This window comes from Bradyrhizobium sp. 604_D8_N2_3, assembly GCF_051810765.1.
Taxonomy (GTDB): Bacteria; Pseudomonadota; Alphaproteobacteria; order Rhizobiales; family Xanthobacteraceae; genus Bradyrhizobium; species Bradyrhizobium barranii.
On record NZ_JBPWPM010000001.1, the window covers coordinates 8,552,077 to 8,570,895 of the forward strand.

Sequence of the window (18,819 nt, forward strand, 5' to 3'; positions counted from 1 at the left end):
CGATAAGATGTCGATCGTCATCCAATATTCCGCCCGGTGAACATGACGATCGACGCCTCCGCAGACGCCGCGCCGCCACGTGCACCGGTCGCTTCCCCCATTGCGAGCCTGCTGACGGCGCCGATCCTGCCGACACTGCTGCGGCTCGCGATCCCCAACATGATCGCGATGGTCGGCAGCACGCTGGTTGCGATTGCCGAGACCTCCTATATCGGCCGGCTCGGCACCATTCCGCTGGCGGCGATCGCGCTAGTGTTTCCGTTCGCGATGCTGACGCAGATGATGAGCGCGGGCGCAATGGGCGGTGGCGTTTCGTCCGCGATCAGCCGCGCGCTCGGCGCAGGCGATCGTGACCGCGCCGCGACGCTGGCGCTGCATGCCGCCATCATCGGCCTCTGCGGCGGGCTGTTCTTCACGGTGATGATGCTAGCTTTCGGCCGCAGCTTCTTCACGCTGCTCGGCGGACGCGAGCGCGTGCTCGAGGAAGCCAGCGGCTATTCGCAAATGCTGTTCTCCGGCGCGGTCGCGATCTGGCTCGTCAACACGCTGGCCTCGGTGATCCGCGGCACCGGCGACATGCGCCTGCCTTCAATGACGCTGATCGGGGCGAGCGCGCTCCAGATCGCGCTCGGCGGCACGCTGGGGCTCGGCCTGTTCGGCGTGAAGCAATTCGGCATGCCCGGTGTCGCCGCCGGCCAGCTGATCGCCTTCACCTGCGCGGCGATCTTCTTCCTCTGGTATCTCCTGTCCGGCCGCAGCCGGCTGCCGCTGAAGGTCCGCGCCTTCCATTTCGAACGCGCGATGTTCCTGGACATCCTCAAGGTCGGCGCGGTCGCCTGTCTGTCGCCGCTCCAGACCGTGCTCACGATTCTGATCTTCACAAAAATCCTCGCGACCTTCGGCACCGAGATGCTGGCCGGCTACGGCATCGGCTCGCGGCTGGAATTCCTGCTGATCCCGATCACCTTCGCCTTCGGCATCGCCTCGGTGCCGATGGTCGGCATGGCGATGGGCGCCGGACATGTGAAACGCGCGCGGCGTGTCGCCTGGACCGCAGCCGCGGCTTCGGGATTGACCGTCGGCCTGATCGGCCTCGTCATCGCGCTTGATCCGGCGCTGTGGGTATCGCTCTTCACCGGGGATCCCGGCGTCGCCGCGGCGGCGCACAGCTATTTCCACTGGGCCGGCCCGGCCTTCGCGTTCTTCGGCATGGGCGTGTCGCTGTACTTCTCCTCGCAAGGCGCGGCGCGCGTCGGCGGTCCGGTGCTGGCTTCCACGGCGAGGCTGCTGATCGTCGCGATCGGCGGCGTCGGTCTAATGACTGCGCAGGCGCCGGCCTGGACCTTGTTCGCACTGGTCGGCGGCGCCATGGTCGTGTTCGGACTTTCGACCGCAGCCTCGGTCGCCTTCGCCCGCTGGGGCAAATGAGCGCAGGCAAATAAGCGGGCAGATAAACGCAGGAATGTGATTCCATCCAGCGTTGCACTATCCTGCCGGACTGCTATGGAGGCGCCTCCATTTTCGGGGGCTCTCTATGTTCGGCAGATTCGCCATCCTTTCCGTCATCCTGACTACGCTGTTTGGTGCGACTGCCGCCCACGCGCAGAGCGCCGAAGGGACCTGGCTGACTCAGGCCGGCGATGCGCGCGTCAAGATCAGCAAATGCGGCGGCGGCATCTGCGGCCATATCGTCTGGCTGCGCGAGCCCTATGACACCGCGACTGGCCAGCCTGCGACCGACAGCAAGAATCCCAATCCCGCGCTCGCCAAACGCGCGATGATCGGCCTGCCGCTGTTCAGCGGCATGGAGCCCTCAGGGCCGAACAAATGGTCGGGCCAGATCTACAATGCCGATGACGGCAGCACCTATGCGAGCAACGTCTCCGTGACGGGTGCGGATTCGCTGCGGGTCGAAGGCTGCGTCGGCGCGCTCTGCGGCGGCGAGACCTGGACGCGCGCGGGACGCTAGCTCGCGCCTGCCATCATCGCCTTCAACGCCGTTGCCGCCGACGCGTAGCCGCCGCGCGCGCCGTCGATGAAATGGACGTGGTCGCTGCGCAGGGCTGATGGCGTGAAACAGGTCATCATCGCGGCGTCCTGCTGGTAGAGGCCGTAGCGCACGACGCCGTCGCGCGCCGCAGCCGCGAGACGGTCGCTCAACGCGCGCTCGAGCTGCGGGGTGCAGTCGAGGATCATGCGCAGGCCGTCGTCATATTTGCGGAAGTCAGAATTCTCGACCACCTGGCGCTTGTAGACGTTTGGCACGAAACCGCCGACGTTGAGGTCGAAACGCATGATCAGATAGACGAACAGCGTGTAGGCCAGCACGCGGGCGCGGCGCGCGACCAGCGGACCGCCGCGTTTGGTGCGGGCTTCGAATTCCAGCCCCTGCGGCGGCCATTTCAGCGGCGGCCCCTGCGGCGGCACCGGGCGGCCGCCATCCGGACTGCGCTCGACGAGATGAATGATGTCCTCGATCACCTTGCGGAAAGCATGCGGATCGACACCGCGCGCCGGCATCACCAGCACCGACAGGATCAGACCGCGCGCGGACGGCATCACCTCGAAGCGGCAGGACAAGCCGGAAAGATCGGGCTGCGTGCCGGCGGGCGCCTCGGCGACCGCGAACTCGCCGCGCTTCATGGCGGCGTCGGCCCAGGCGAGCCCGCCGCCGGAAAACATCGCATAGGACAGATTGGCCGACGGACCGAAGCGCGCGACGCGCACGTCGAGCCCTTGGGCGCGGATCGCACTCACCGGCACCAGCGCGACGCGCATCTTCAGATCGAGGTCTTCCCGCACCCAGGTCGCGGTCGCGGCCAGCGCCTCGCGGGCGCGTTCGACATCAGAAGGCGCGACCGCAAAGCTCGCGCCGTCGCCGCCGAACACGAAGGGGAATTCGCGCCCCTCCAATGCGTTCGTCACCGCCGCGATCACGGCCGCACCGGCCATGTTGACCGCCTTGTAGCGCTGCGCCGCAATCGCCTTGGTGGAATCGACGATATCGGCGACGCCGATGTTCCAATCATCCGGCAGCGGCGCATAGAGCGCGGGGTCCATCAGGCTCGTGAAGCCGCGGAAGACGGGAATGCCGCCGTAGAAGGATTCGCCTGATGTCATCGGGTGATGCCGGATGGTTGGGAAGCGCGTCCGAGGAAAGATACGAGGCAGGATCGATCCGGGTTCGCCGGCCGGCGCCCCTCTTTCGATTCCCGATCATTGGCCGAAATGCACCCGGACAACAAGATCGCGCCGGCGCAAATGGCGCGATCCGTCATTGATCGGCGTCAAACAGCCGGCCGGAAGAGCGGCTATGGTCGGGGCATCTCCAGAGATTGATGGGATGATCGAAGTGCCCGACTTCGACAACAAGGACTCGACCGCTCCGGTGCACCGGCGTACGGGGCTCGATCCGCTCAGCGCGGTGAAGATGCCGGAAGGACTGACCGCGGCCGTCGACGCCTGGGCTGAAGCTCATCACTTGTCGCGTTCGGCTGCGATCTGCAAGCTGGTCGAACTGGGCCTGAAGGTCGCGCCCCCGGCATTCTCGTCGGCCCAGCCGGTCGCATCCGACGCCACCAAGATCGAGGCGCTGGCCGTGCACGAGATCGAGCGGCTGCTCGACCCCGCATTGCCAACGGACGAACGCGAACGCCGCATCCGCCGCCTGACCGAAGGGCCGCCGGAATTTTCACGCGAGCGGATTGACCTGCCGAAGTGAACGCCTAGTGCAGCTTTTCGGCCTCGCGCTTGCGCAGGGCGTCGAGAGAGAGGTCGTGGCAGCCGACCAGGCGCACGAATTGCTGCGGATACATTTCATGACCGTGTCCGCCGGAATTCTGATGCGTCATCGGGGGGCAATGGACATCGTCCGGCTTCGCGCGAGGCTCCTCGATCCGGGCTTGATTTGAAGCGGTCATGTTTGAAGTGGCCATGGACTGCTCCCTGTCGATTGGGGCAGATCGATTGACATAACCCAACCGATTGCGGGGCATCTTACGACCAATTCCGGCTTGATGTCATCGCCCGGATCAACTCAATTGTGGCGGCGGAGTTCCGCTTACGCCGTATTCCCCGCATCGATCGTGAACACGGTGCCGGTGACGTTGCGACCGCCCTCGCCGAGGAGATATTCGACCATGCGCGCGACATCATCGGTCTCCGGCAGGCGACGCAGCGCGCTGCGGCCGGCGATGCGCTTGCGTCCTTCGTCGGAGAGATTGTGGGTCAGCTCGGTGTCGATGAAGCCCGGCGCAATCGCATTCACGGTGATGCCGAGCTTGCCGACCTCGCGCGCGAGCGAGCGGGTGAAGCCGGTGGCGGCGGCCTTGGTCGCGCCGTAGACGGACAGGCCGTTGTAGCCCGTGGTCGCGATGATCGAGGACATATTGATGATGCGGCCGGCGCCGTCGGCCATCATCTGGCGCGCGACATATTTGGAGAGGATGATCGGCGACAGCACGTTGAGCTGCACCAGCGCCTCGATTTCGGAATTGTGCATGGTGGCGAGCAGGCCTTCGGTGCCGAGGCCGGCATTGTTGACGAGGCCGTAGATCGGGCCGAACTCGTCGCGGATAAGCTTCGCGAAGGCCGGGATCGCGTCGATCACGGCGAGGTCGCAGGCGCGGAAATGCAGGCGCCCTTCGGAGAGGCCGATCGCCGCCCTGAGCTCTTCGCTCTCGCGCCGTGCCGCCGCAATCACATTATAGCCGGCATCAGCCAGCCGCTTGCCGATCGCAAGGCCGATGCCGCGGCTGCCGCCGGTGACGAGGACATTATGCATCGGTGCGCGCCAGTTTGCCGGCCGGAGTGACGTCGAGCGCCTCGACGAAGCGGATCACCGCCGGCACCTTGTGAGAAGCGAGCTGCGCGCGGCACCGATCCAGGATCTGGTCGCGGATCTCCTTTGCCCGCGCCTGATCGGTGCCGTCGGCGAGGATCACGTCGGCGACGACGATGCCGCCGGTGATCGGGCTGCGGCGCGATTTCGCCCGCGACATCCGCACGTCAGGATGACGATTGATGACCGCCTCGATCTCCTCGGGGTGAACCTTCAGCCCGCCGATATTGATGATGCCGCCGCGGCGGCCGACGAAATAATAGCGGTCGCCGCGCAACTCGACGATGTCGCCGCTGTCGACGAACCCGTCGTCATCAGTCAGCGCGGCTACATTGCGGCCGATGTAAGCATGCGCCGTGCGCGTCGAGCGGATGCGCAGCGAGCCATCCACGACCTTCATCTCGACACCGTTGCGGTTGCCGAGATAATCGGCCGGAAAGCCCTCCAGCCCATCATTCACGGCAAAGCCGACGCCTGCCTCGGTCGAGGCATAGGCATGACCGACGGAGGAATTGGGGAACGCGGCCTTCAGGCCGTCGAGCACCGCCTGGTCGGCGATCTCGCCGGACAGACGGACGTATCCCGGCGCGAACTGTGCGGCCGAGCCGCTCATCAAGAGCTTGCGCCAGTGCGATGGCGTGCCGGAGATATGGGAGACGCCGCGAGTGTTCAGCCGCGCGACGTGGTCGCCGAGCGCTTCGTGCGGATCGGACAGCACCATCGAGCCGCCCGAGAGGATGGCGCGCAGGAAGATCTGCAGACCGCCATAGCGGCGAATGTCGTAAAATGTCGCCCAGACCGGCGCGAGTCCGCGCGCAGGACCTTCGGCGACGATGGCGCCCGTCAGTGCTTCCAGCGTGTGGCCGGCGATCTTTGGTACGCCCGACGTGCCGGACGTCAGCATCAGCCATTCCGTGCCGCGTTCGGTCCTGGCCGGCGTGGCGGCCTGAAGCGGCAATTGCGCGGTGACGGCGAGCGCGATTGTCTTTGCGGCCCACTGCGCGGGCTCATCGGTGACAACGGCATCGATCTCGGCGTCCGCGATCAGCGCGTCGAGGTGGTCAGGATTGAGATCGGGCGGGCACAGCAGCATGCGCCGCGCGACACCGTCGAGCTCGATCATGGCGAGGCCCGACTTGAGCTGGTCCGACAGCTTCAGCAGGACAGATCGGCCCGCCAGCTCACGCAGGCGGCCGCCCAGGACCGTATGCCCCAGGACGTCCGTCAGCGACACCACATGATGGGCGTCGGAGATCGTGCGGCTCTTGAGCTCCGGGCTTAGATAGTCGCGAAGCGCGAAAATCTCACGCGGGGACATTTTCGTAGGCCCGCACGAAATCGCCCACGGTGGCGGGGAACGCTACGTCCTCAGAAATGGTGAAGGGATCGACGCCGGTCTCGTCCTCGAGGCGCGCCACCAGAATTGCGAAGGCGAGGGAATCGAAACCCGTCTCGTGCAGGGACAGATCGTCCGAGAGCGCAGGAAGCGTGACGTGCTGCTCCTTGGCGATCTGCTGGATCGCTTCGATGACCTTAGACCTTACCGACATGGCTGGCTCACTCTTGTTATTGATGGTTCGTGTTGCAGCGGCTCTTGATGACCGCCTCCCCAAGGCCCGTGTTGTTTACCCGACAGAAGTAAATGGCTTCTTGGACAATTCAGATAAAATTGGACCTATCTGGCGGATTTTGCTGCGTGTTGCAGTGAGGTGAGCACGCTGCTCGCATTCCCTCCCCCCTTGCGGGGGAGGGGCAGGGAGAGGGGTGCCGCACGGCACACTCTCTCGGCGCTGGCAAATTCTGTTGCGACACCCGAGATGACGGTTAGTCCTTTTCCGGGGCTACCCCTCTCCCCAGCCCTCCCCCGCAAGGGGGGAGGGAGCGCACCTGCCTCGTGGCAACGTGCTCATGAGTTACAGCCTGATCGTACCAACGACGACACGCGCATATGTCTCAGCGTCCAAGGCGATGTAGGCGCCGGATTTCGGGTCGAGCATGAACAGCGGCTCGCTTATCAGGCCCGGATCAAAGCCCTCCCGGGCCAGTTCGCCCTTCTTCTGCTTGAACGTCTCGGTCGCATCGAGCTCGCGGGAGATACGGATGAAGACGGGGCGGGCGTAAGCCGGCAAACGCTGCGCGAGATGGGCGGGCAGCCCCTCGATGTCAAACCCCTCGTTGACGACGATGGCGCTCATGCCGGCGCGGCCGTCGGTGCCGGGGATGCTGACGCCATAGGTGGTGGCATCGATCACGCCGGTGAAATCGCGCACGGCGTCGTTGACTTCCGATGTCGCGACGTTCTCACCCTTCCAACGAAAGGTGTCGCCGATGCGGTCGACGAAATGGAAGAAACCCTTGTCGTCGAGCCGCATCAGATCGCCGGTGCGGAACCAGGCATCGCCCTTGGCAAAGACATCGCGCAGGATTTTCTTCTCGGTTTCGCCCGCGTCGGTATAGCCCTCGAAACGGCCACCGCCCTCGTCCGCGGTGCCGATGCGGCCGATGGCTTCGCCGGCCTCGCCCCGGGCGCAGGCAACGCAAAAGCCCTCTTCGTTGCGCAAGGGTGCACCGCTATCAGGATCGAGCTTGACGAGCCCCGCCGGAAAGCGATGCGCGAGCAATGGCGGAACGCGTCCAATCGCACCCGGCTGGCCCTCGACGTTGAACAGCGAGAAATTGCCTTCGGTCGCTGCATAGAATTCGAGGATGCGCGGAATGGCAAAGCGGCCCTGGAAATCCTCCCAGATGTCGCCGCGCAGGCCGTTGCCGCAGACGAGCCGCAGGCGGTGACGGTTCTCGTATTCGGACGGCGCCGCCTTCAGAAGGTAGCGGCAGAGCTCGCCGATGTACTGGAACAGCGTGCAATCGTGCCGCACGATGTCGGGCCAGAAGTTCGAGGCCGAGAATTTTTCCGCGATCACCACGGAGCCGCCGGCGGCGAGCATGCTGCACGGCGCGACGATGCCGCCGACCGAGTGGAACAGCGGCAGGCAATCATAGAGCCGGTCCTGCGGGCTGGCGCCGGTGAGGCCGGCGAACCAGAAGCCCCAGTTGAGGATGCGTCGGTGGCTGATGCTCGCCGCCTTCGGCAGGCCGGTGGTCCCGGAGGTGTAGATCAGCAGGGCCCGGTCGTTGATCGTCACGTCGCCATGCTCGTCCGGCGAGAGCGGCCCGTCCTCGAGCGCGACAAGTGCGACGTCGATCGCGCGCTCGCTGCGGGCATCGCCATGGGTCCAGACTTTTGCTTCTGTCTTCAGGTGCGGCGACGCGCCGTCCAAGGCTTCCATGAGCTCGTGCGCGACGATGACATGCGACGGCCTGGCCACATCGACGCAATGCGCGAGCGACTGGCCGACGAGCCTGGTGTTGATCAGCGCGACCACGCCGCCGACCCGGCTGATGCCGAGCCACGCGGCAAGATAGTCGATGCCGTTCGGCATGATCAGCGCGACGGTATCCCCCTTGGCCACGCCGACCGAGCGCGCCCAGCGCGCATAGCGGTTGATGCGCTTCGAGAGGCCTGCGTAGTCGATCGTTGTCTCATCTGCGACCAGCGCGGTGCGATCGGGCTGACGCTGCGCCCAATCGTCAACGACGTCGGCGAACAGCCGGCCCGGCAGCGTCTCGATGCGTGCGGTGAGCTCGATCGCCTTCAGCCAGATCTTTGAAGCCGAAGGTGCGCGCGCGACTTTCGGTTGCTCGATGACGCCGATGGTCATGCCGTCCATTCTTTCGGAACGTGTCTGCTGTTTCTCCAAGCTTAGCTCGCATGCCCTGCCCAGGTGTTAAGAGACAAGGTAAAGCCAGGTTAGTACGTGATTAACTCTGGCCGTCCGACGCGGGCGAGTTGGGCGGCGTGCTGACGGCGGGGACCGATCGCTGGTGCAAGGTGATCGAGTTGTCGGGGATCGGGACGGGGTAGCGATCCGGCCTCGCCGAGGCTATGCGCTCCCTGGTAAACGGGCTATGCTTTTCTACCCTGCGTTGTCATGGCTACGAAAGGGAGGCGTCCCGTGGCTTTCGATCCGTCAGAGTTTCCGGTCCAGGCCGCGCCGTTCGACCAGCGCCTGGAGAATTTCGGCAACCGCGTGAAGGGTGGGCAGGCCAGAGTGGTTGCGATCGGCTCGTCGACCACGGCGGGCGAAGGAGGCATCGCTCCCTATCCGCAACGGCTGCTGGCGGATCTTCGGATCAAATTTCCAAATGTCGGAATCGAGGTGATCAACCGGGGCGTCGGCGGCGAAGACGCTCCTTTGGAGCTGAAGCGGTTCGAGCACGACGTCTTCGATCTCAATCCCGATCTCGTCATCTGGCAGGTCGGCACCAATTCGGTGTGGCAAGCCGACGGTCCCTCGTTTGCGGACACCACGAAGGCCATTCGTGAGGGTGTCGACCAGCTGCTCGGCGCGAAGCGGATCGACGTGATCCTGATGGACCTTCAATATGTGCCTGCGGTGCTGACACCGGCCAAGCACCAGAAAGCGGACGCCATGGTCGAGGCGATCAGCCAGATCGCGTACGAGAAACAGGTCAACGTCTTCCGCCGCTTCGCGCTGATGAAGAGCTGGCACAAGGTCGCAAGGATCTCGTTCGACCATTTGGTCGACCCGGGCGATGACACCAGGCTGCACGCCAGCGACTGGACCACGGACAAGATGACCTGGCAATTGACCGACGCGATCTTCGCGGCTGCCAACAAGGCGCCTCACGGCACCTAGTTCTGCATGCTCCGCCGGATTCGCAGCTGAACGGGTGGTGGGCGCTAGCCGCTTCGCCTGTAGCGTGGGCGCGGCGGCGCAACGTTGACCGGATAATACGGATTGAGATCGCAGGTCGCGGCGCGGCCCGACGCCGTGGCGCGGCACTGCGGCAGCGACGTGAAGGAGCAATCGTACCACTCCCCGCCGCCGCCGTTCGCGCCGGAATAGACGTGCATGCAGACGGGAAAGCTGGGATCAAAGGTCTGCGCATGCGACGGCGCAGCTGCGGTCAGCGCGCCGACGGTGATGATCAGGCCGGATGAGAAACGCATGAGGGATGTTGCTGCGTGCCGCATCGCGAACAACTACTGCACCTTCTTGTGACGCTTGCGCGGGGGCGGCGGCGGTTCGTTGTAGGCGTAATAGGGATTGACATCGCAGCTCGCCGCGCGGCCCGACGCCGTGGCCCGGCACTGCGGGATCGAGGTGAAGGAGCAGTCGTAATAGTCGCCGCCACCGCCCCGGCCGCCCGAAGTATAGACGTGCATGCACACCGGATAGCGCGGATCATAGGTCTGGGCTTCGGCATCTGCCGCCACGAACAGCGTGGCAATCGCGGTGAGGGTCAGGACAGGCAGGCGCATGGAGACATCCTCGAATCGATGGCGGCGTCGGATCTGATGCCGACGTCCTCCTATGGCATAACACCACGCCGGAGGCGACTGTTCCTCCGGCGGATGACGGCAAGGTGAGCAGGGTGCGCTGCGCGCGCTACCCGCCCAGCCCCTGCAGGACCAGCCGGTTGAGCCTTGCCGCAAACGCGGCAGGGTCTTCGGGCAATTCGCCGTCCAGGATCTGCGCCTGTTCGAGCAGGATCAGACTGAGATCGTCGACCGCCCTGGAGCCGGCCTGCGCCCCGGTGATCGCCGTCACCAGCGGATGGCGCAGATTGATCTCGAGGATCGGCTTGGTGCGCATGCCGCGGTTCTGCTGCGACAGGATGCGCTCGAGCTCGCGGCTCGGGCCCTGACTGTCGGCGACGAGGCAGGAGGCGGAGCTGGTGAGGCGCGTCGAGACCTTGACGTCGCTGACGCGCTCGCCGAGCGCGGCCTTGATCACCGCGATGGTAGCGGCCTCGTCGGCTTGCGGCTCGTCCTTCTTCGCCTCGTCGGCCTCGTCGGTGCGCGGGATCAGGTCGAGATTGAGATCGCCCTGGCTCAGCGATTTCAGCGGCTTGCCGTCAAACTCCGATGGCATCGAGGTCCAGAAGGCATCGACCGGATCCGACAGCAGCAGCACCTCGATGCCGCGCGCGGTCGCGGCTTCCAGCCGCGGATTGGACTTCAGCCGCTCGATGCTGTCGCCGACGAGATAGTAGATCTCGGTCTGGTTCGGCTTGAAACCGGCGATGACGTCCTTCAGCGAACGCTTCTCGCCCGAGGTGGTGGCGAAGCGCGACAAGGACAGCAGCTTTTCGCGCCGCTCGAAATCCTCGTAGATGCCTTCTTTCAGCACTGCGCCGAAGGCGTCCCAGATCCTGGCAAAATTCTCCGGGTCCTTGTCGGCAAGGCTTTCCAGCTCGGAAACGACTCGGGTCGCCACGGCTTTCCGGATCTGCGCGAGCTGCGGATTGTTCTGGAGCATCTCGCGCGAGATGTTGAGCGGGAGATCTTCGCTGTCGACCACGCCGCGGATGAAGCGGAGATAGCCGGGCAGCAGATCGGCATCGTCGGTGATGAAGACGCGGCGGACGTAAAGCTTCACCCGGCCCTTGCGGTTCGGCTCGAACAGGTCGAACGGCTTCGTCGACGGCGCGAACAGCAGCACGGCGTAGGAATAGCGGCCTTCCGCGCGGTAGTGCAGCGTCATCGCGGGATCGTCGAAGGCGGAGGCGATCTGCTGATAGGCCTTCTTGTAGTCCTCGGCCGTCAGCTCGGACTTGGAGCGCTGCCACAGCGCGCTCGCCGAGTTGATCTGGCGCGGCTCACCCTCTTCCGGCACCAGCTCGATGGGGAACAGGATGTTGTCGGAATAGGCACTGACGATGCGCTCGATCTCGTAGGTCTCGAGATACTTCTTGGCGTCGTCCTTCAGGTGCAGGACGATCTCGGTGCCGCGTGCCACGCGCGCCACTTCCTCATCGCTTGCGTGCGCGATCTCGAAGCCGGAGCCGCCGGAGGACGTCCAGCTCCACACGTCGCTCTCGCCGGCACGCCGGCTGACGACGACGATCTTCTCGGCGACCATGAAGGCGGAATAGAAGCCGACGCCGAACTGGCCGATCAGGCCGAGGCCGTCCTTGGCCTCCTTCAGCTTCGAGACGAACGCCTTGGTGCCGGAACGGGCAATGGTGCCGAGATGGTCGATCAGCTCCTGGCGCTCCATGCCGATGCCGTTGTCGGCGATCGTGAGCGTTCCGGCCGTCTTGTTGGGGATGATCCGGATCTTGAGCGCGTCGCCCTCGCCCAGCAGCGCCGGGCTGGCGATGGCTTCATAGCGCAGCTTGTCGCAGGCGTCCGATGCGTTGGAGACGAGCTCGCGCAGGAAGATGTCGGTCTCGGAATAGACGGAGTGCACCATGAGGTGCAGAAGCTCGGAAACCTCGGCCTGGAAAGGCTGCGTATGCGCGGCCGTATCTGACGTCGTCATGCGTTTACCCGGTCAATCAAAGGGGAAAGAAACCCGGGATATAACGCGAGGGGATAGGGGATCAAGTGGACGTGAACTATCGCCCTCCCGGCGGGAAGGCGATTTGTCCGTGGCGGCCAAGGGCGGCGAAGACGAATCAGGTCACACAGCGGCCGGGCTGGAGCAGCTTTGCGACCTCGGTCAGGGAGCTGACCATCGGCTCGCAGGCAATCGTCGGCCTCTTGGGACCCTGCTTCCGGTTCTGGAGCAGCACCGGCGGCTTGGCGTTGCCGGTCTCGATGACCGCGCGGACCCGCAGCAGCACCGACGTCTCGGCCAGATCGTTCAGCCGCATCGACACGGTGCGGGTGGGAACCGGGGCCTGCTTGACGTCGGCGAACCGGTCGGCCTTGCCGGAACGGTTGACGTTGTGACCCGCATCTTGCGTGGGCCTGTCGGCGACCGCCTGCCAGCGGTCGGCCAGATCATGGCCAGAGGCCAGCTGGACGGCACCGACCTGGACGGCACCAAGCGTCGCGGCAATCGCGACAACACCCAAAAATACCTTTTGCATCTGCAACATGGCTGTCGATCCCTCGCCCCATGGCGATCGCGGGAACAACGCGATGGGAGGACCGGCAGTTCTCAGCCGTTAAGATCACTTAACCGTGTGCGAAATTCACGGCAGGGCGCATAAAAAGGCCGCACAAAAAAATTTTCACCCGCCTGGAACGACTCTCAGGCCCGAGAGTCGTCTCAACAGCCGGCTATTCCCCCCTGCCCCATAAGCCGGCGACGTAGGGCGCGACTGTGGTGATGCCAGTCGCGCCTTACTTTTGTCTGCGGTTCACTTCGACTTCCCCGCCAGCCAATTCCGCCCCTCGCCATAGAGCTTCTCGACTTCAGTGCCGATCAGGCCCGGCATGTCGCGCTTGACCTTGTAGCCGATCAGCTCCTGCATGTAGGCGAGGTGGCGGTAGCCTTCGGGCAGTGCGGCGAGCGCTTTTTGGTCGAGTTGAAGCGTTGCGGCGGGATCGACCGGATCGATCCGGTCCTTCTCGTAGATCGGCTGGCGGCGGACGATGCCCCATTTGCCAATACCGGATTGGTCATGCCGCTTCTCCAGGAAATCGTAGAAGCGCCCGGTGCAGACGACGTCGCAGAGCACGTCATGCACCGGGGCACGCTGCGAGATCGTCATCTTGGTCTGCGCGATGGCGCGCTCGCCTGCGAGATCGATGCTGGTGCCGCCGAGGAAATGCAGGATGCGCACGCCCTTGGCAAACCCCTCCTGACTGACCCGCATGAAATCCCGCGCCGGTCCCTGAAACCAGGTGGCGGACATCCAGCCCTCGTCATGCCAGACCGTAGCAAAACGCTCCCAGTCACCGGCGTCGCGCCACACCGCCCAGTTCTCGACGAGGTCGCGGATGGCGAGGCGGTCGAGGAGTTGCTGGTCCATGATGAAAAATCCCCTGGCGGCTCGAGGTCGCGACTGATGTCATCGACCCGACGTATGAACGAGGCAATTTGGCCGCCGTCAAGCGGGCTTCCCAGCCCTTCGAATTGCCCACAGCCGCGCGAGCGCGATACGGGTAGGGAGCCTTGCAATCAACCTGACCGCGATTAGTATCCGCACCGATGCAGATGAAATTCCCCTTGTTGGCCGCGCTTCTCGGATTGTTGGCGGCGTTCCCCGCACATGCGCAGACTGAACCGCAGAGCGAGACCGTCAAAGCCTGGAAGGCGGGGCTGTCGGCACATATTGCAAGCAACAGGTTCTTTCCAGTTGGAGCACGGGGGCAAACCGGCAAGGCCAGAGTCACTTTCGTCATCGACCGGTCGGGCACGTTGATCTCGCGGGCGTTGGCTGAAAGCGCCGGCTCGCGGTCGCTCGACGATGCTGCGCTGGCGATCATCGCCCGCGCCGAACCGTTTCCGGCGCCACCTTCGGAGCTCAAGGAGGACTCGTTCCCTTTCACGGTGCAGATTGTCTTCAGCGGCCGTCAATTTCAGGTGCCGCCCTTAGGGGTCGTGCTGAGCAGGCCGGATCCCGCCTCCACGGATCCCGCCTCCACGGAGGCCGATCCCATGGCCGCCTGGCGCAAGACGGTCACCCAACACGTCTGGCGCCACAGGGCATTTCCTCCGGAGGCGATCGGTCAGAGGGGCGATACCGGCGTCACGTTCGTGGTCGATCGTTCAGGCAAATTGATCTCGAACGTGCTGGTAGAAAGCACAGGCTTCGCGCCGCTAGATGCCGCAACGCTCGCCATGGTCGAGCGATCCGTGCCATTCCCGAAACCGCCCGCTGAGGCGAAGGACGACCTGCAGAGAGTGACCGTCCTCATGAGCTTCGACGGAACGCGGCTAAACCCAGGGCCGTCGCCGGAACGAGAAAAATTGCTCAAATCCTGGATCGAGGACCAGGCCAGGCTGAATGCGAAGTCCCCTGGGCCAGACGATACCAAGCTGAATTCCATGCTTCGCAGCATCTGCCGCGGCTGCTGAAGCAGAACAGAACAACTCTCTGCCACATGCAAAAACGGCGCGCCTTGCGACGCGCCGTTTCCTTAGTCCGATAGAGGCTTGCTTACGCCGCCGGCGCCTTGGGCGCGCGGTTGCGCGAGTTCCGCTGGAAGAACAGCGCCTGGCTCGCCACCGCCGACACCATCGCGGGCTGGAACGGTTTTGAGATCAGGAACGCCGGCTCGGGGCGCTCGCCGGTCAGGAAGCGCTCCGGATAGGCGGTGATGAACACCACCGGCACCTCGAAGGTGCGGAGCAGCTCGTTGACGGCGTCCAGGCCCGACGAGCCGTCGGCAAGCTGGATGTCGGCGAGAATCAGGCCCGGCCGCTTGTTCTTGGCCAGCGCCACCGCATCGGCATGGGTGCGCGCGACACCAACGACATTGTGACCGAGATTCTTCACCAGACTCTCGAGGTCCATGGCGATGAAGGTCTCGTCCTCGATGATCAGCACGTCGGTCGCGATCTCGGCCGCCATCTCGCGTCCCGCGGCATCGGCAAGCCGCCGCGTCTCGGCGACGTCGGTGCCGAGGATGTAGCCGACTTCCTCTTCCGAGAATCCCTCGAGCGAGAGCAGCAGGAACGCCTGCCGCGGCAGCGGCGTGATGTTCGACAGCCGCCGCTCCGGCGGCATCGGCAAGGTCGTCACCTCGGCATCGTCGTTGACGGAGACCGAATTCCATATCTGGGTGAACAGCCGGAACAGGCCGGCGCGCGGACCATGGCTCTCGTCGAGCACGGACGGATCTCCGAGCATCGCTTCCAACATGGCTGCGACATAGGCGTCACCGGAGGCCTGGCTGCCCGTCAGGGCGCGCGCGTACCGGCGCAACAACGGCAAGTGTTCAGCAACAAGCTGCGAACGGGACATCCCCACTCCATTCATCTTCGGGCCAACCTTGACGAACCAGGCAACAAGCGGGGAGGCCCGGGTTCCCCTGCTGGGCTGTCTACGCCTCACGCCAAGAAAAGTTCCGCTTATCTGGGAACTTTTTGTCGAACCTGGAATTGTGCCTATTCAGGGAACGGCTCCCGGTTGAGAGAACTTCTCGATTTTACAGTTACTTAACTCGGGGAAACGTGGAACAGGTCATGAAAGATCTCAAGTCTCAAGCCAGCAAAAGCACGACCCCCGGCAAGGGAGGCCTCACTCCGGAGATTCAGTCCCGGATCGGCCACCAGCTGCGCGCCATGTACGACGACGTGGTGCGGCAGGGGGTTCCGGACCGGTTCGCGGAACTGATCAAGAAGCTTGATGCGCCCGGAGGCGCACCCCAAGTGGAACCTGACAGGGGCTCCAACGACAACAATGGGAGGGATTAATGCCTCTCACGGACTCCCTTCGTGACGACATCCTCGCGGCCGTGCCAAGTCTGCGCGCGTTCGCGATCTCGCTGAGCGGCAATGCCGACCGCGCCGACGATCTGGTGCAGGAAACGCTTCTGCGTGCGCTCGCCAACATCGACTCGTTCCAGCCCGGCTCAAACCTGCCGGCGTGGCTGTTCACGATCCTTCGCAACCTGTTCCGCTCCGACTATCGCAAGCGGCGGCGGGAGGTGGAGGATGCCGAGGGCAACTATGCCAAGACGCTGAAGACGCAGCCGTCGCAGAACGCGCATCTCGAGTTCGAGGAGTTCCGCGGCGCGCTCGAAAAGCTTCCGCAGGACCAGCGCGAGGCCTTGATCCTCGTCGGCGCCTCCGGCTTCTCCTATGAGGACGCAGCTTCGATCTGCGGCTGTGCAGTCGGCACGATCAAGAGCCGCGTCAATCGCGCGCGCTCAAAGCTCGCTGCGCTGCTTTATGTCGATGGCGCCGAGGACTTCGGGCCCGACGAGACCGTGCGCGCCGTGATCGGCGGCAGCGGCGGATAACGGCCGCGTCAACCGGACCGAGACGAATGTGAAGGCGGCCGTTTCTGCGGCCGCCTTTGCGCGTGCGTGAAAACCGGACGGCGCGCGTGAGACGGGATCATTCGTCCGCGAACGTGGCGGTGTCGGCGACGCTCGCGCGCGAGGTGCGGTAGCTGTTGACCTTGTCGGCGTCGTCGGCATAGCCGAACGAGATGCCGCAGACGACGCGGCGGTCGTCGGGCAGATTGAAGTGGCGGCGGATCAGGCCGGAGTGGCGCGCCAGTGCCGCCTGCGGAATGGTGCCGAGCCCGAGCGCCTGCGCGGCCAGCATGAAATTCGAGACATAGGCGCCGCAATCGATCGCACCGTAGATGCCGAGCGGCTCGTTGGTGTGGATGATCGCGACATGGGGCGCGCCGAAGAAATTGTAATTCTCCAGCGCCTGTTTTGCATAAGCCATCTTGTCGCCGCGGGCGATGCCGAGCGTGTTGTAGAGCTGAAAGCCGCTCTCGCGGCGGCGTTCGAGATAGACGCCCGCATATTCGCGAGGTGGCGTGAAGTCGTAATCGTCACCCAATCCGCCTGATGCTTCCTGGTAGATCGCCTGGCGGAAGCGCTCCTTGGCCGCGCCACTGGCGATGATGACCTGCCAGGGCTGGCTGTTGCACCAGGACGCGGTGCGCTGCGCGGTGGCGAGCACATGCTCGATGGTCGCGCGGTCGACCTCCTTGGCCAAGAAGGCGCGGACGGAGTAGCGCTCGTTGAGGAGCTCTTCGAGCACGCCGATGCGGTCTTGGGTCTGGCTCACTTTTGCATCCATGAATTAGCTCGCGCTCCTCGTAGGGTGGGCAAAGGCGCGATAGCGCCGTGCCCACCGACAGACTTGCCCCGGCGCATCTGCATATGGTGGGCACGCTTCGCTTTGCCCACCCTACGCGATACAGCGAGAGGCTGGATCACCGACCCTTGGTCGGGATCTTGTTATACGGCACGTCCTTGTCGACGCGAATGTCGCCCGGCAATCCCAGCACGCGCTCGGCAATGATGTTGCGCAAGATCTCGTCGGTGCCGCCGGCGATGCGCATCGAGGGTGAGGACAGCAGCATCTGCTGGAACTGGCCCTGCACCGTCTCCTCGTCGGCGCCGGTGAGAACACCAGCCGCGCCCTGAAGATCCATGGCGTAGGTCGCGATGTCCTGGAGCATCATGCCCGAGACGAGCTTGCCGATCGAATTCTCCGGCCCCGGGCGATCGCCCTTCGAGAGCGCCGAGATCGCGCGGTAGCTGGTGTATTTCAGCCCGCTCGACTTCACCGCCCAGCTCGCGAGTTTCGAGCGCACGGCGGGATCGTCGATGGCGAGCCCGTCCTCCAGCATCAGATTGGAGCAGAACTCGAACATTTCAGGGACGCCGGTCGCAAGCCGCGAGCCGATCGACATCCGCTCGTTCATCAGCGTCGTCAGCGACACGCTCCAGCCCTCGCCGACGGCGCCGAGGCGCTGGCTGTCGGGGATCACCACATCGGTGAAATAGACCTCGTTGAACTCCTGCATGCCGTTGGCCTGCTTGATCGGGCGGACCTCGACGCCCGGGCTCTTCATGTCCAGGAAGAACATGGTGAGGCCCTTGTGCTTGGGCACATTCGGATCGGTCCGCGCGATCAACAGACCGAAGTCGGAATAATGCGCGCCCGAGGTCCAGATCTTCTGGCCGTTGACGACCCAATTGTCGCCCTTCTTCTCCGCGCGGGTGCGCAGCCCCGCGACGTCGGAGCCGGCGGACGGCTCGGAGAACAGCTGGCACCAGATCTCCTCGCCGGAGGCGAGCTTCGGCAGATGGCGGCGCTTGGCGTCCTCGCTGCCGAAAGCCATCACGGTCGGGCCGCACATGCCCTCGCCGATCTGGAACGGTTGCGTCAGCTTGCCGTAGACGCCCTCCTCCTGCTGCCAGATCACCTTCTCGATCGGCGTGGCGTCGCGGCCGCCATATTCCTTTGGCCAGTGCAGGCAGGCCCAATTGCCCTCGAACTTCTTCTTCTGCCAGGCCTTGCCGACATCGACGATGTCATGATTGGCCAGCCGGATGCGGCCGAGCGAGGAATTTGACAGCTCGGTATGCAATTCCTTGGGCGCATTGGCCTCGACCCATTTGCGCGCGGTCTCGCGGAAAGCGGCTTCCTGCGGGGTGTCGTCGAAATTCATGGCGAACCTCTCAATTCTTGCTCGGTGCGTAGGGTGGGCAAAGCGAAGCGTGCCCACCACCTTCCCTCGTT

Annotated in this window: 21 protein-coding genes; 7 read left to right on the plus strand and 14 right to left on the minus strand. The window is 64.6% G+C overall.

Annotated features, from left to right (window positions below; genetic code table 11):
* The first annotated feature begins 42 nt into the window (after nt 1-42).
* Both AB7245_RS41100 and AB7245_RS41105 read left to right on the plus strand, forming a co-directional pair.
* Nucleotides 43-1,428, plus strand: a complete 1,386-nt coding sequence (locus tag AB7245_RS41100) for an MATE family efflux transporter (protein ID WP_085398982.1) — start codon at nt 43-45, stop codon at nt 1,426-1,428.
* Nucleotides 1,429-1,534: 106 nt separating this feature from the next.
* The gene (locus AB7245_RS41105) at nt 1,535-1,969 is read left to right on the plus strand and encodes a DUF2147 domain-containing protein (RefSeq protein WP_439035601.1); all 435 of its coding nucleotides are present in this window, start codon (nt 1,535-1,537) and stop codon (nt 1,967-1,969) included.
* Here AB7245_RS41105 and AB7245_RS41110 read toward each other — a convergent pair.
* Complete coding sequence (locus tag AB7245_RS41110) at nt 1,966-3,120, minus strand: DUF3095 domain-containing protein (protein WP_085398980.1); 1,155 nt, start codon at nt 3,118-3,120, stop codon at nt 1,966-1,968. The genes AB7245_RS41105 and AB7245_RS41110 overlap by 4 nt on opposite strands.
* Nucleotides 3,121-3,343: 223 nt before the next feature.
* Between AB7245_RS41110 and AB7245_RS41115 the strand changes: the two genes are divergently transcribed.
* Complete coding sequence (locus tag AB7245_RS41115) at nt 3,344-3,721, plus strand: hypothetical protein (protein WP_085398979.1); 378 nt, start codon at nt 3,344-3,346, stop codon at nt 3,719-3,721.
* Between the two features lie 4 nt (nt 3,722-3,725).
* On the opposite strand, the gene AB7245_RS41120 is transcribed toward AB7245_RS41115, so the two are convergent.
* The 5 genes from AB7245_RS41120 to AB7245_RS41140 form a co-directional block, all read right to left on the minus strand.
* Nucleotides 3,726-3,935 (minus strand): hypothetical protein, encoded by a 210-nt coding sequence (locus AB7245_RS41120; protein WP_094183850.1) that lies wholly within the window; start codon nt 3,933-3,935, stop codon nt 3,726-3,728.
* Nucleotides 3,936-4,060: 125 nt separating this feature from the next.
* Nucleotides 4,061-4,783, minus strand: coding sequence for an SDR family NAD(P)-dependent oxidoreductase (locus tag AB7245_RS41125; RefSeq protein WP_071909394.1), 723 nt, complete (start codon nt 4,781-4,783; stop codon nt 4,061-4,063).
* Nucleotides 4,776-6,158, minus strand: coding sequence for a class I adenylate-forming enzyme family protein (locus AB7245_RS41130; protein ID WP_439035602.1), 1,383 nt, complete (start codon nt 6,156-6,158; stop codon nt 4,776-4,778). The genes AB7245_RS41125 and AB7245_RS41130 overlap by 8 nt, the downstream gene beginning before the upstream one ends.
* Entirely contained in the window at nt 6,145-6,390 is a 246-nt protein-coding gene (locus tag AB7245_RS41135) for an acyl carrier protein (protein ID WP_014491754.1), read from the minus strand. The genes AB7245_RS41130 and AB7245_RS41135 overlap by 14 nt, the downstream gene beginning before the upstream one ends.
* A 363-nt stretch (nt 6,391-6,753) precedes the next feature.
* The gene (locus AB7245_RS41140; protein WP_085398977.1) at nt 6,754-8,568 is read right to left on the minus strand and encodes a long-chain-acyl-CoA synthetase; all 1,815 of its coding nucleotides are present in this window, start codon (nt 8,566-8,568) and stop codon (nt 6,754-6,756) included.
* 285 nt (nt 8,569-8,853) lie between these two features.
* On the opposite strand from AB7245_RS41140, the gene AB7245_RS41145 reads away from it, so the two are divergent.
* A complete protein-coding gene (locus AB7245_RS41145; protein WP_439035603.1) occupies nt 8,854-9,558 on the plus strand; it encodes an SGNH/GDSL hydrolase family protein in 705 nt (234 codons plus the stop codon).
* Between the two features lie 44 nt (nt 9,559-9,602).
* Here the strand turns inward: AB7245_RS41145 and AB7245_RS41150 are convergent, their stop codons facing one another.
* The 5 genes from AB7245_RS41150 to AB7245_RS41170 form a co-directional block, all read right to left on the minus strand.
* Nucleotides 9,603-9,872: a DUF3551 domain-containing protein gene (locus AB7245_RS41150; protein WP_085398975.1), complete on the minus strand. Its 270-nt coding sequence runs from the start codon at nt 9,870-9,872 to the stop codon at nt 9,603-9,605.
* A 33-nt stretch (nt 9,873-9,905) separates the two neighbouring features.
* Nucleotides 9,906-10,184: a DUF3551 domain-containing protein gene (locus AB7245_RS41155; RefSeq protein ID WP_085398974.1), complete on the minus strand. Its 279-nt coding sequence runs from the start codon at nt 10,182-10,184 to the stop codon at nt 9,906-9,908.
* 127 nt (nt 10,185-10,311) lie between these two features.
* Nucleotides 10,312-12,189 carry a molecular chaperone HtpG gene (gene htpG / locus AB7245_RS41160; RefSeq protein WP_063985743.1) on the minus strand — a complete coding sequence of 626 codons (1,878 nt, stop codon included), beginning with the start codon at nt 12,187-12,189 and terminating at the stop codon, nt 10,312-10,314.
* A gap of 136 nt (nt 12,190-12,325) precedes the next feature.
* Nucleotides 12,326-12,751 (minus strand): hypothetical protein, encoded by a 426-nt coding sequence (locus tag AB7245_RS41165; RefSeq protein WP_071909388.1) that lies wholly within the window; start codon nt 12,749-12,751, stop codon nt 12,326-12,328.
* 264 nt (nt 12,752-13,015) lie between these two features.
* Entirely contained in the window at nt 13,016-13,630 is a 615-nt protein-coding gene (locus AB7245_RS41170; protein WP_085398973.1) for a nuclear transport factor 2 family protein, read from the minus strand.
* Between the two features lie 179 nt (nt 13,631-13,809).
* Here AB7245_RS41170 and AB7245_RS41175 point away from each other — a divergent pair, with 179 nt between their 5' ends.
* Nucleotides 13,810-14,679: an energy transducer TonB family protein gene (locus AB7245_RS41175; protein ID WP_135214787.1), complete on the plus strand. Its 870-nt coding sequence runs from the start codon at nt 13,810-13,812 to the stop codon at nt 14,677-14,679.
* 82 nt (nt 14,680-14,761) lie between these two features.
* Here the strand turns inward: AB7245_RS41175 and AB7245_RS41180 are convergent, their stop codons facing one another.
* Nucleotides 14,762-15,568 carry a response regulator gene (locus AB7245_RS41180; protein ID WP_014491706.1) on the minus strand — a complete coding sequence of 269 codons (807 nt, stop codon included), beginning with the start codon at nt 15,566-15,568 and terminating at the stop codon, nt 14,762-14,764.
* 221 nt (nt 15,569-15,789) lie between these two features.
* On the opposite strand from AB7245_RS41180, the gene AB7245_RS41185 reads away from it, so the two are divergent.
* Nucleotides 15,790-16,020: a NepR family anti-sigma factor gene (locus AB7245_RS41185; protein WP_063986724.1), complete on the plus strand. Its 231-nt coding sequence runs from the start codon at nt 15,790-15,792 to the stop codon at nt 16,018-16,020.
* Entirely contained in the window at nt 16,020-16,568 is a 549-nt protein-coding gene (locus AB7245_RS41190; protein WP_014491704.1) for a sigma-70 family RNA polymerase sigma factor, read from the plus strand. Before AB7245_RS41185 ends, AB7245_RS41190 begins: the two co-directional genes overlap by 1 nt.
* 97 nt (nt 16,569-16,665) lie before the next feature.
* On the opposite strand, the gene AB7245_RS41195 is transcribed toward AB7245_RS41190, so the two are convergent.
* Both AB7245_RS41195 and AB7245_RS41200 read right to left on the minus strand, forming a co-directional pair.
* Complete coding sequence (locus tag AB7245_RS41195) at nt 16,666-17,367, minus strand: nitroreductase (RefSeq protein WP_085398972.1); 702 nt, start codon at nt 17,365-17,367, stop codon at nt 16,666-16,668.
* Between the two features lie 136 nt (nt 17,368-17,503).
* A complete protein-coding gene (locus AB7245_RS41200) occupies nt 17,504-18,748 on the minus strand; it encodes an acyl-CoA dehydrogenase (RefSeq protein ID WP_085398971.1) in 1,245 nt (414 codons plus the stop codon).
* Between the last annotated feature and the right edge of the window lie 71 nt (nt 18,749-18,819).

Coding starts and splice junctions, on each gene's coding strand:
- AB7245_RS41175 (WP_135214787.1), top strand. CDS start 13,810: ATGCAGATGAAATTCCCCTTGTTGGCCGCGCTTCTCGGATTGTTGGCG.
- AB7245_RS41135 (WP_014491754.1), bottom strand. CDS start 6,390: ATGTCGGTAAGGTCTAAGGTCATCGAAGCGATCCAGCAGATCGCCAAG.
- AB7245_RS41125 (WP_071909394.1), bottom strand. CDS start 4,783: ATGCATAATGTCCTCGTCACCGGCGGCAGCCGCGGCATCGGCCTTGCG.
- AB7245_RS41110 (WP_085398980.1), bottom strand. CDS start 3,120: ATGACATCAGGCGAATCCTTCTACGGCGGCATTCCCGTCTTCCGCGGC.
- AB7245_RS41150 (WP_085398975.1), bottom strand. CDS start 9,872: ATGCGTTTCTCATCCGGCCTGATCATCACCGTCGGCGCGCTGACCGCA.
- AB7245_RS41105 (WP_439035601.1), top strand. CDS start 1,535: ATGTTCGGCAGATTCGCCATCCTTTCCGTCATCCTGACTACGCTGTTT.
- AB7245_RS41170 (WP_085398973.1), bottom strand. CDS start 13,630: ATGGACCAGCAACTCCTCGACCGCCTCGCCATCCGCGACCTCGTCGAG.
- AB7245_RS41190 (WP_014491704.1), top strand. CDS start 16,020: ATGCCTCTCACGGACTCCCTTCGTGACGACATCCTCGCGGCCGTGCCA.
- AB7245_RS41165 (WP_071909388.1), bottom strand. CDS start 12,751: ATGTTGCAGATGCAAAAGGTATTTTTGGGTGTTGTCGCGATTGCCGCG.
- htpG (WP_063985743.1), bottom strand. CDS start 12,189: ATGACGACGTCAGATACGGCCGCGCATACGCAGCCTTTCCAGGCCGAG.
- AB7245_RS41140 (WP_085398977.1), bottom strand. CDS start 8,568: ATGGACGGCATGACCATCGGCGTCATCGAGCAACCGAAAGTCGCGCGC.
- AB7245_RS41195 (WP_085398972.1), bottom strand. CDS start 17,367: ATGGATGCAAAAGTGAGCCAGACCCAAGACCGCATCGGCGTGCTCGAA.
- AB7245_RS41115 (WP_085398979.1), top strand. CDS start 3,344: ATGATCGAAGTGCCCGACTTCGACAACAAGGACTCGACCGCTCCGGTG.
- AB7245_RS41120 (WP_094183850.1), bottom strand. CDS start 3,935: ATGGCCACTTCAAACATGACCGCTTCAAATCAAGCCCGGATCGAGGAG.
- AB7245_RS41100 (WP_085398982.1), top strand. CDS start 43: ATGACGATCGACGCCTCCGCAGACGCCGCGCCGCCACGTGCACCGGTC.
- AB7245_RS41130 (WP_439035602.1), bottom strand. CDS start 6,158: ATGTCCCCGCGTGAGATTTTCGCGCTTCGCGACTATCTAAGCCCGGAG.
- AB7245_RS41180 (WP_014491706.1), bottom strand. CDS start 15,568: ATGTCCCGTTCGCAGCTTGTTGCTGAACACTTGCCGTTGTTGCGCCGG.
- AB7245_RS41155 (WP_085398974.1), bottom strand. CDS start 10,184: ATGCGCCTGCCTGTCCTGACCCTCACCGCGATTGCCACGCTGTTCGTG.
- AB7245_RS41200 (WP_085398971.1), bottom strand. CDS start 18,748: ATGAATTTCGACGACACCCCGCAGGAAGCCGCTTTCCGCGAGACCGCG.
- AB7245_RS41185 (WP_063986724.1), top strand. CDS start 15,790: ATGAAAGATCTCAAGTCTCAAGCCAGCAAAAGCACGACCCCCGGCAAG.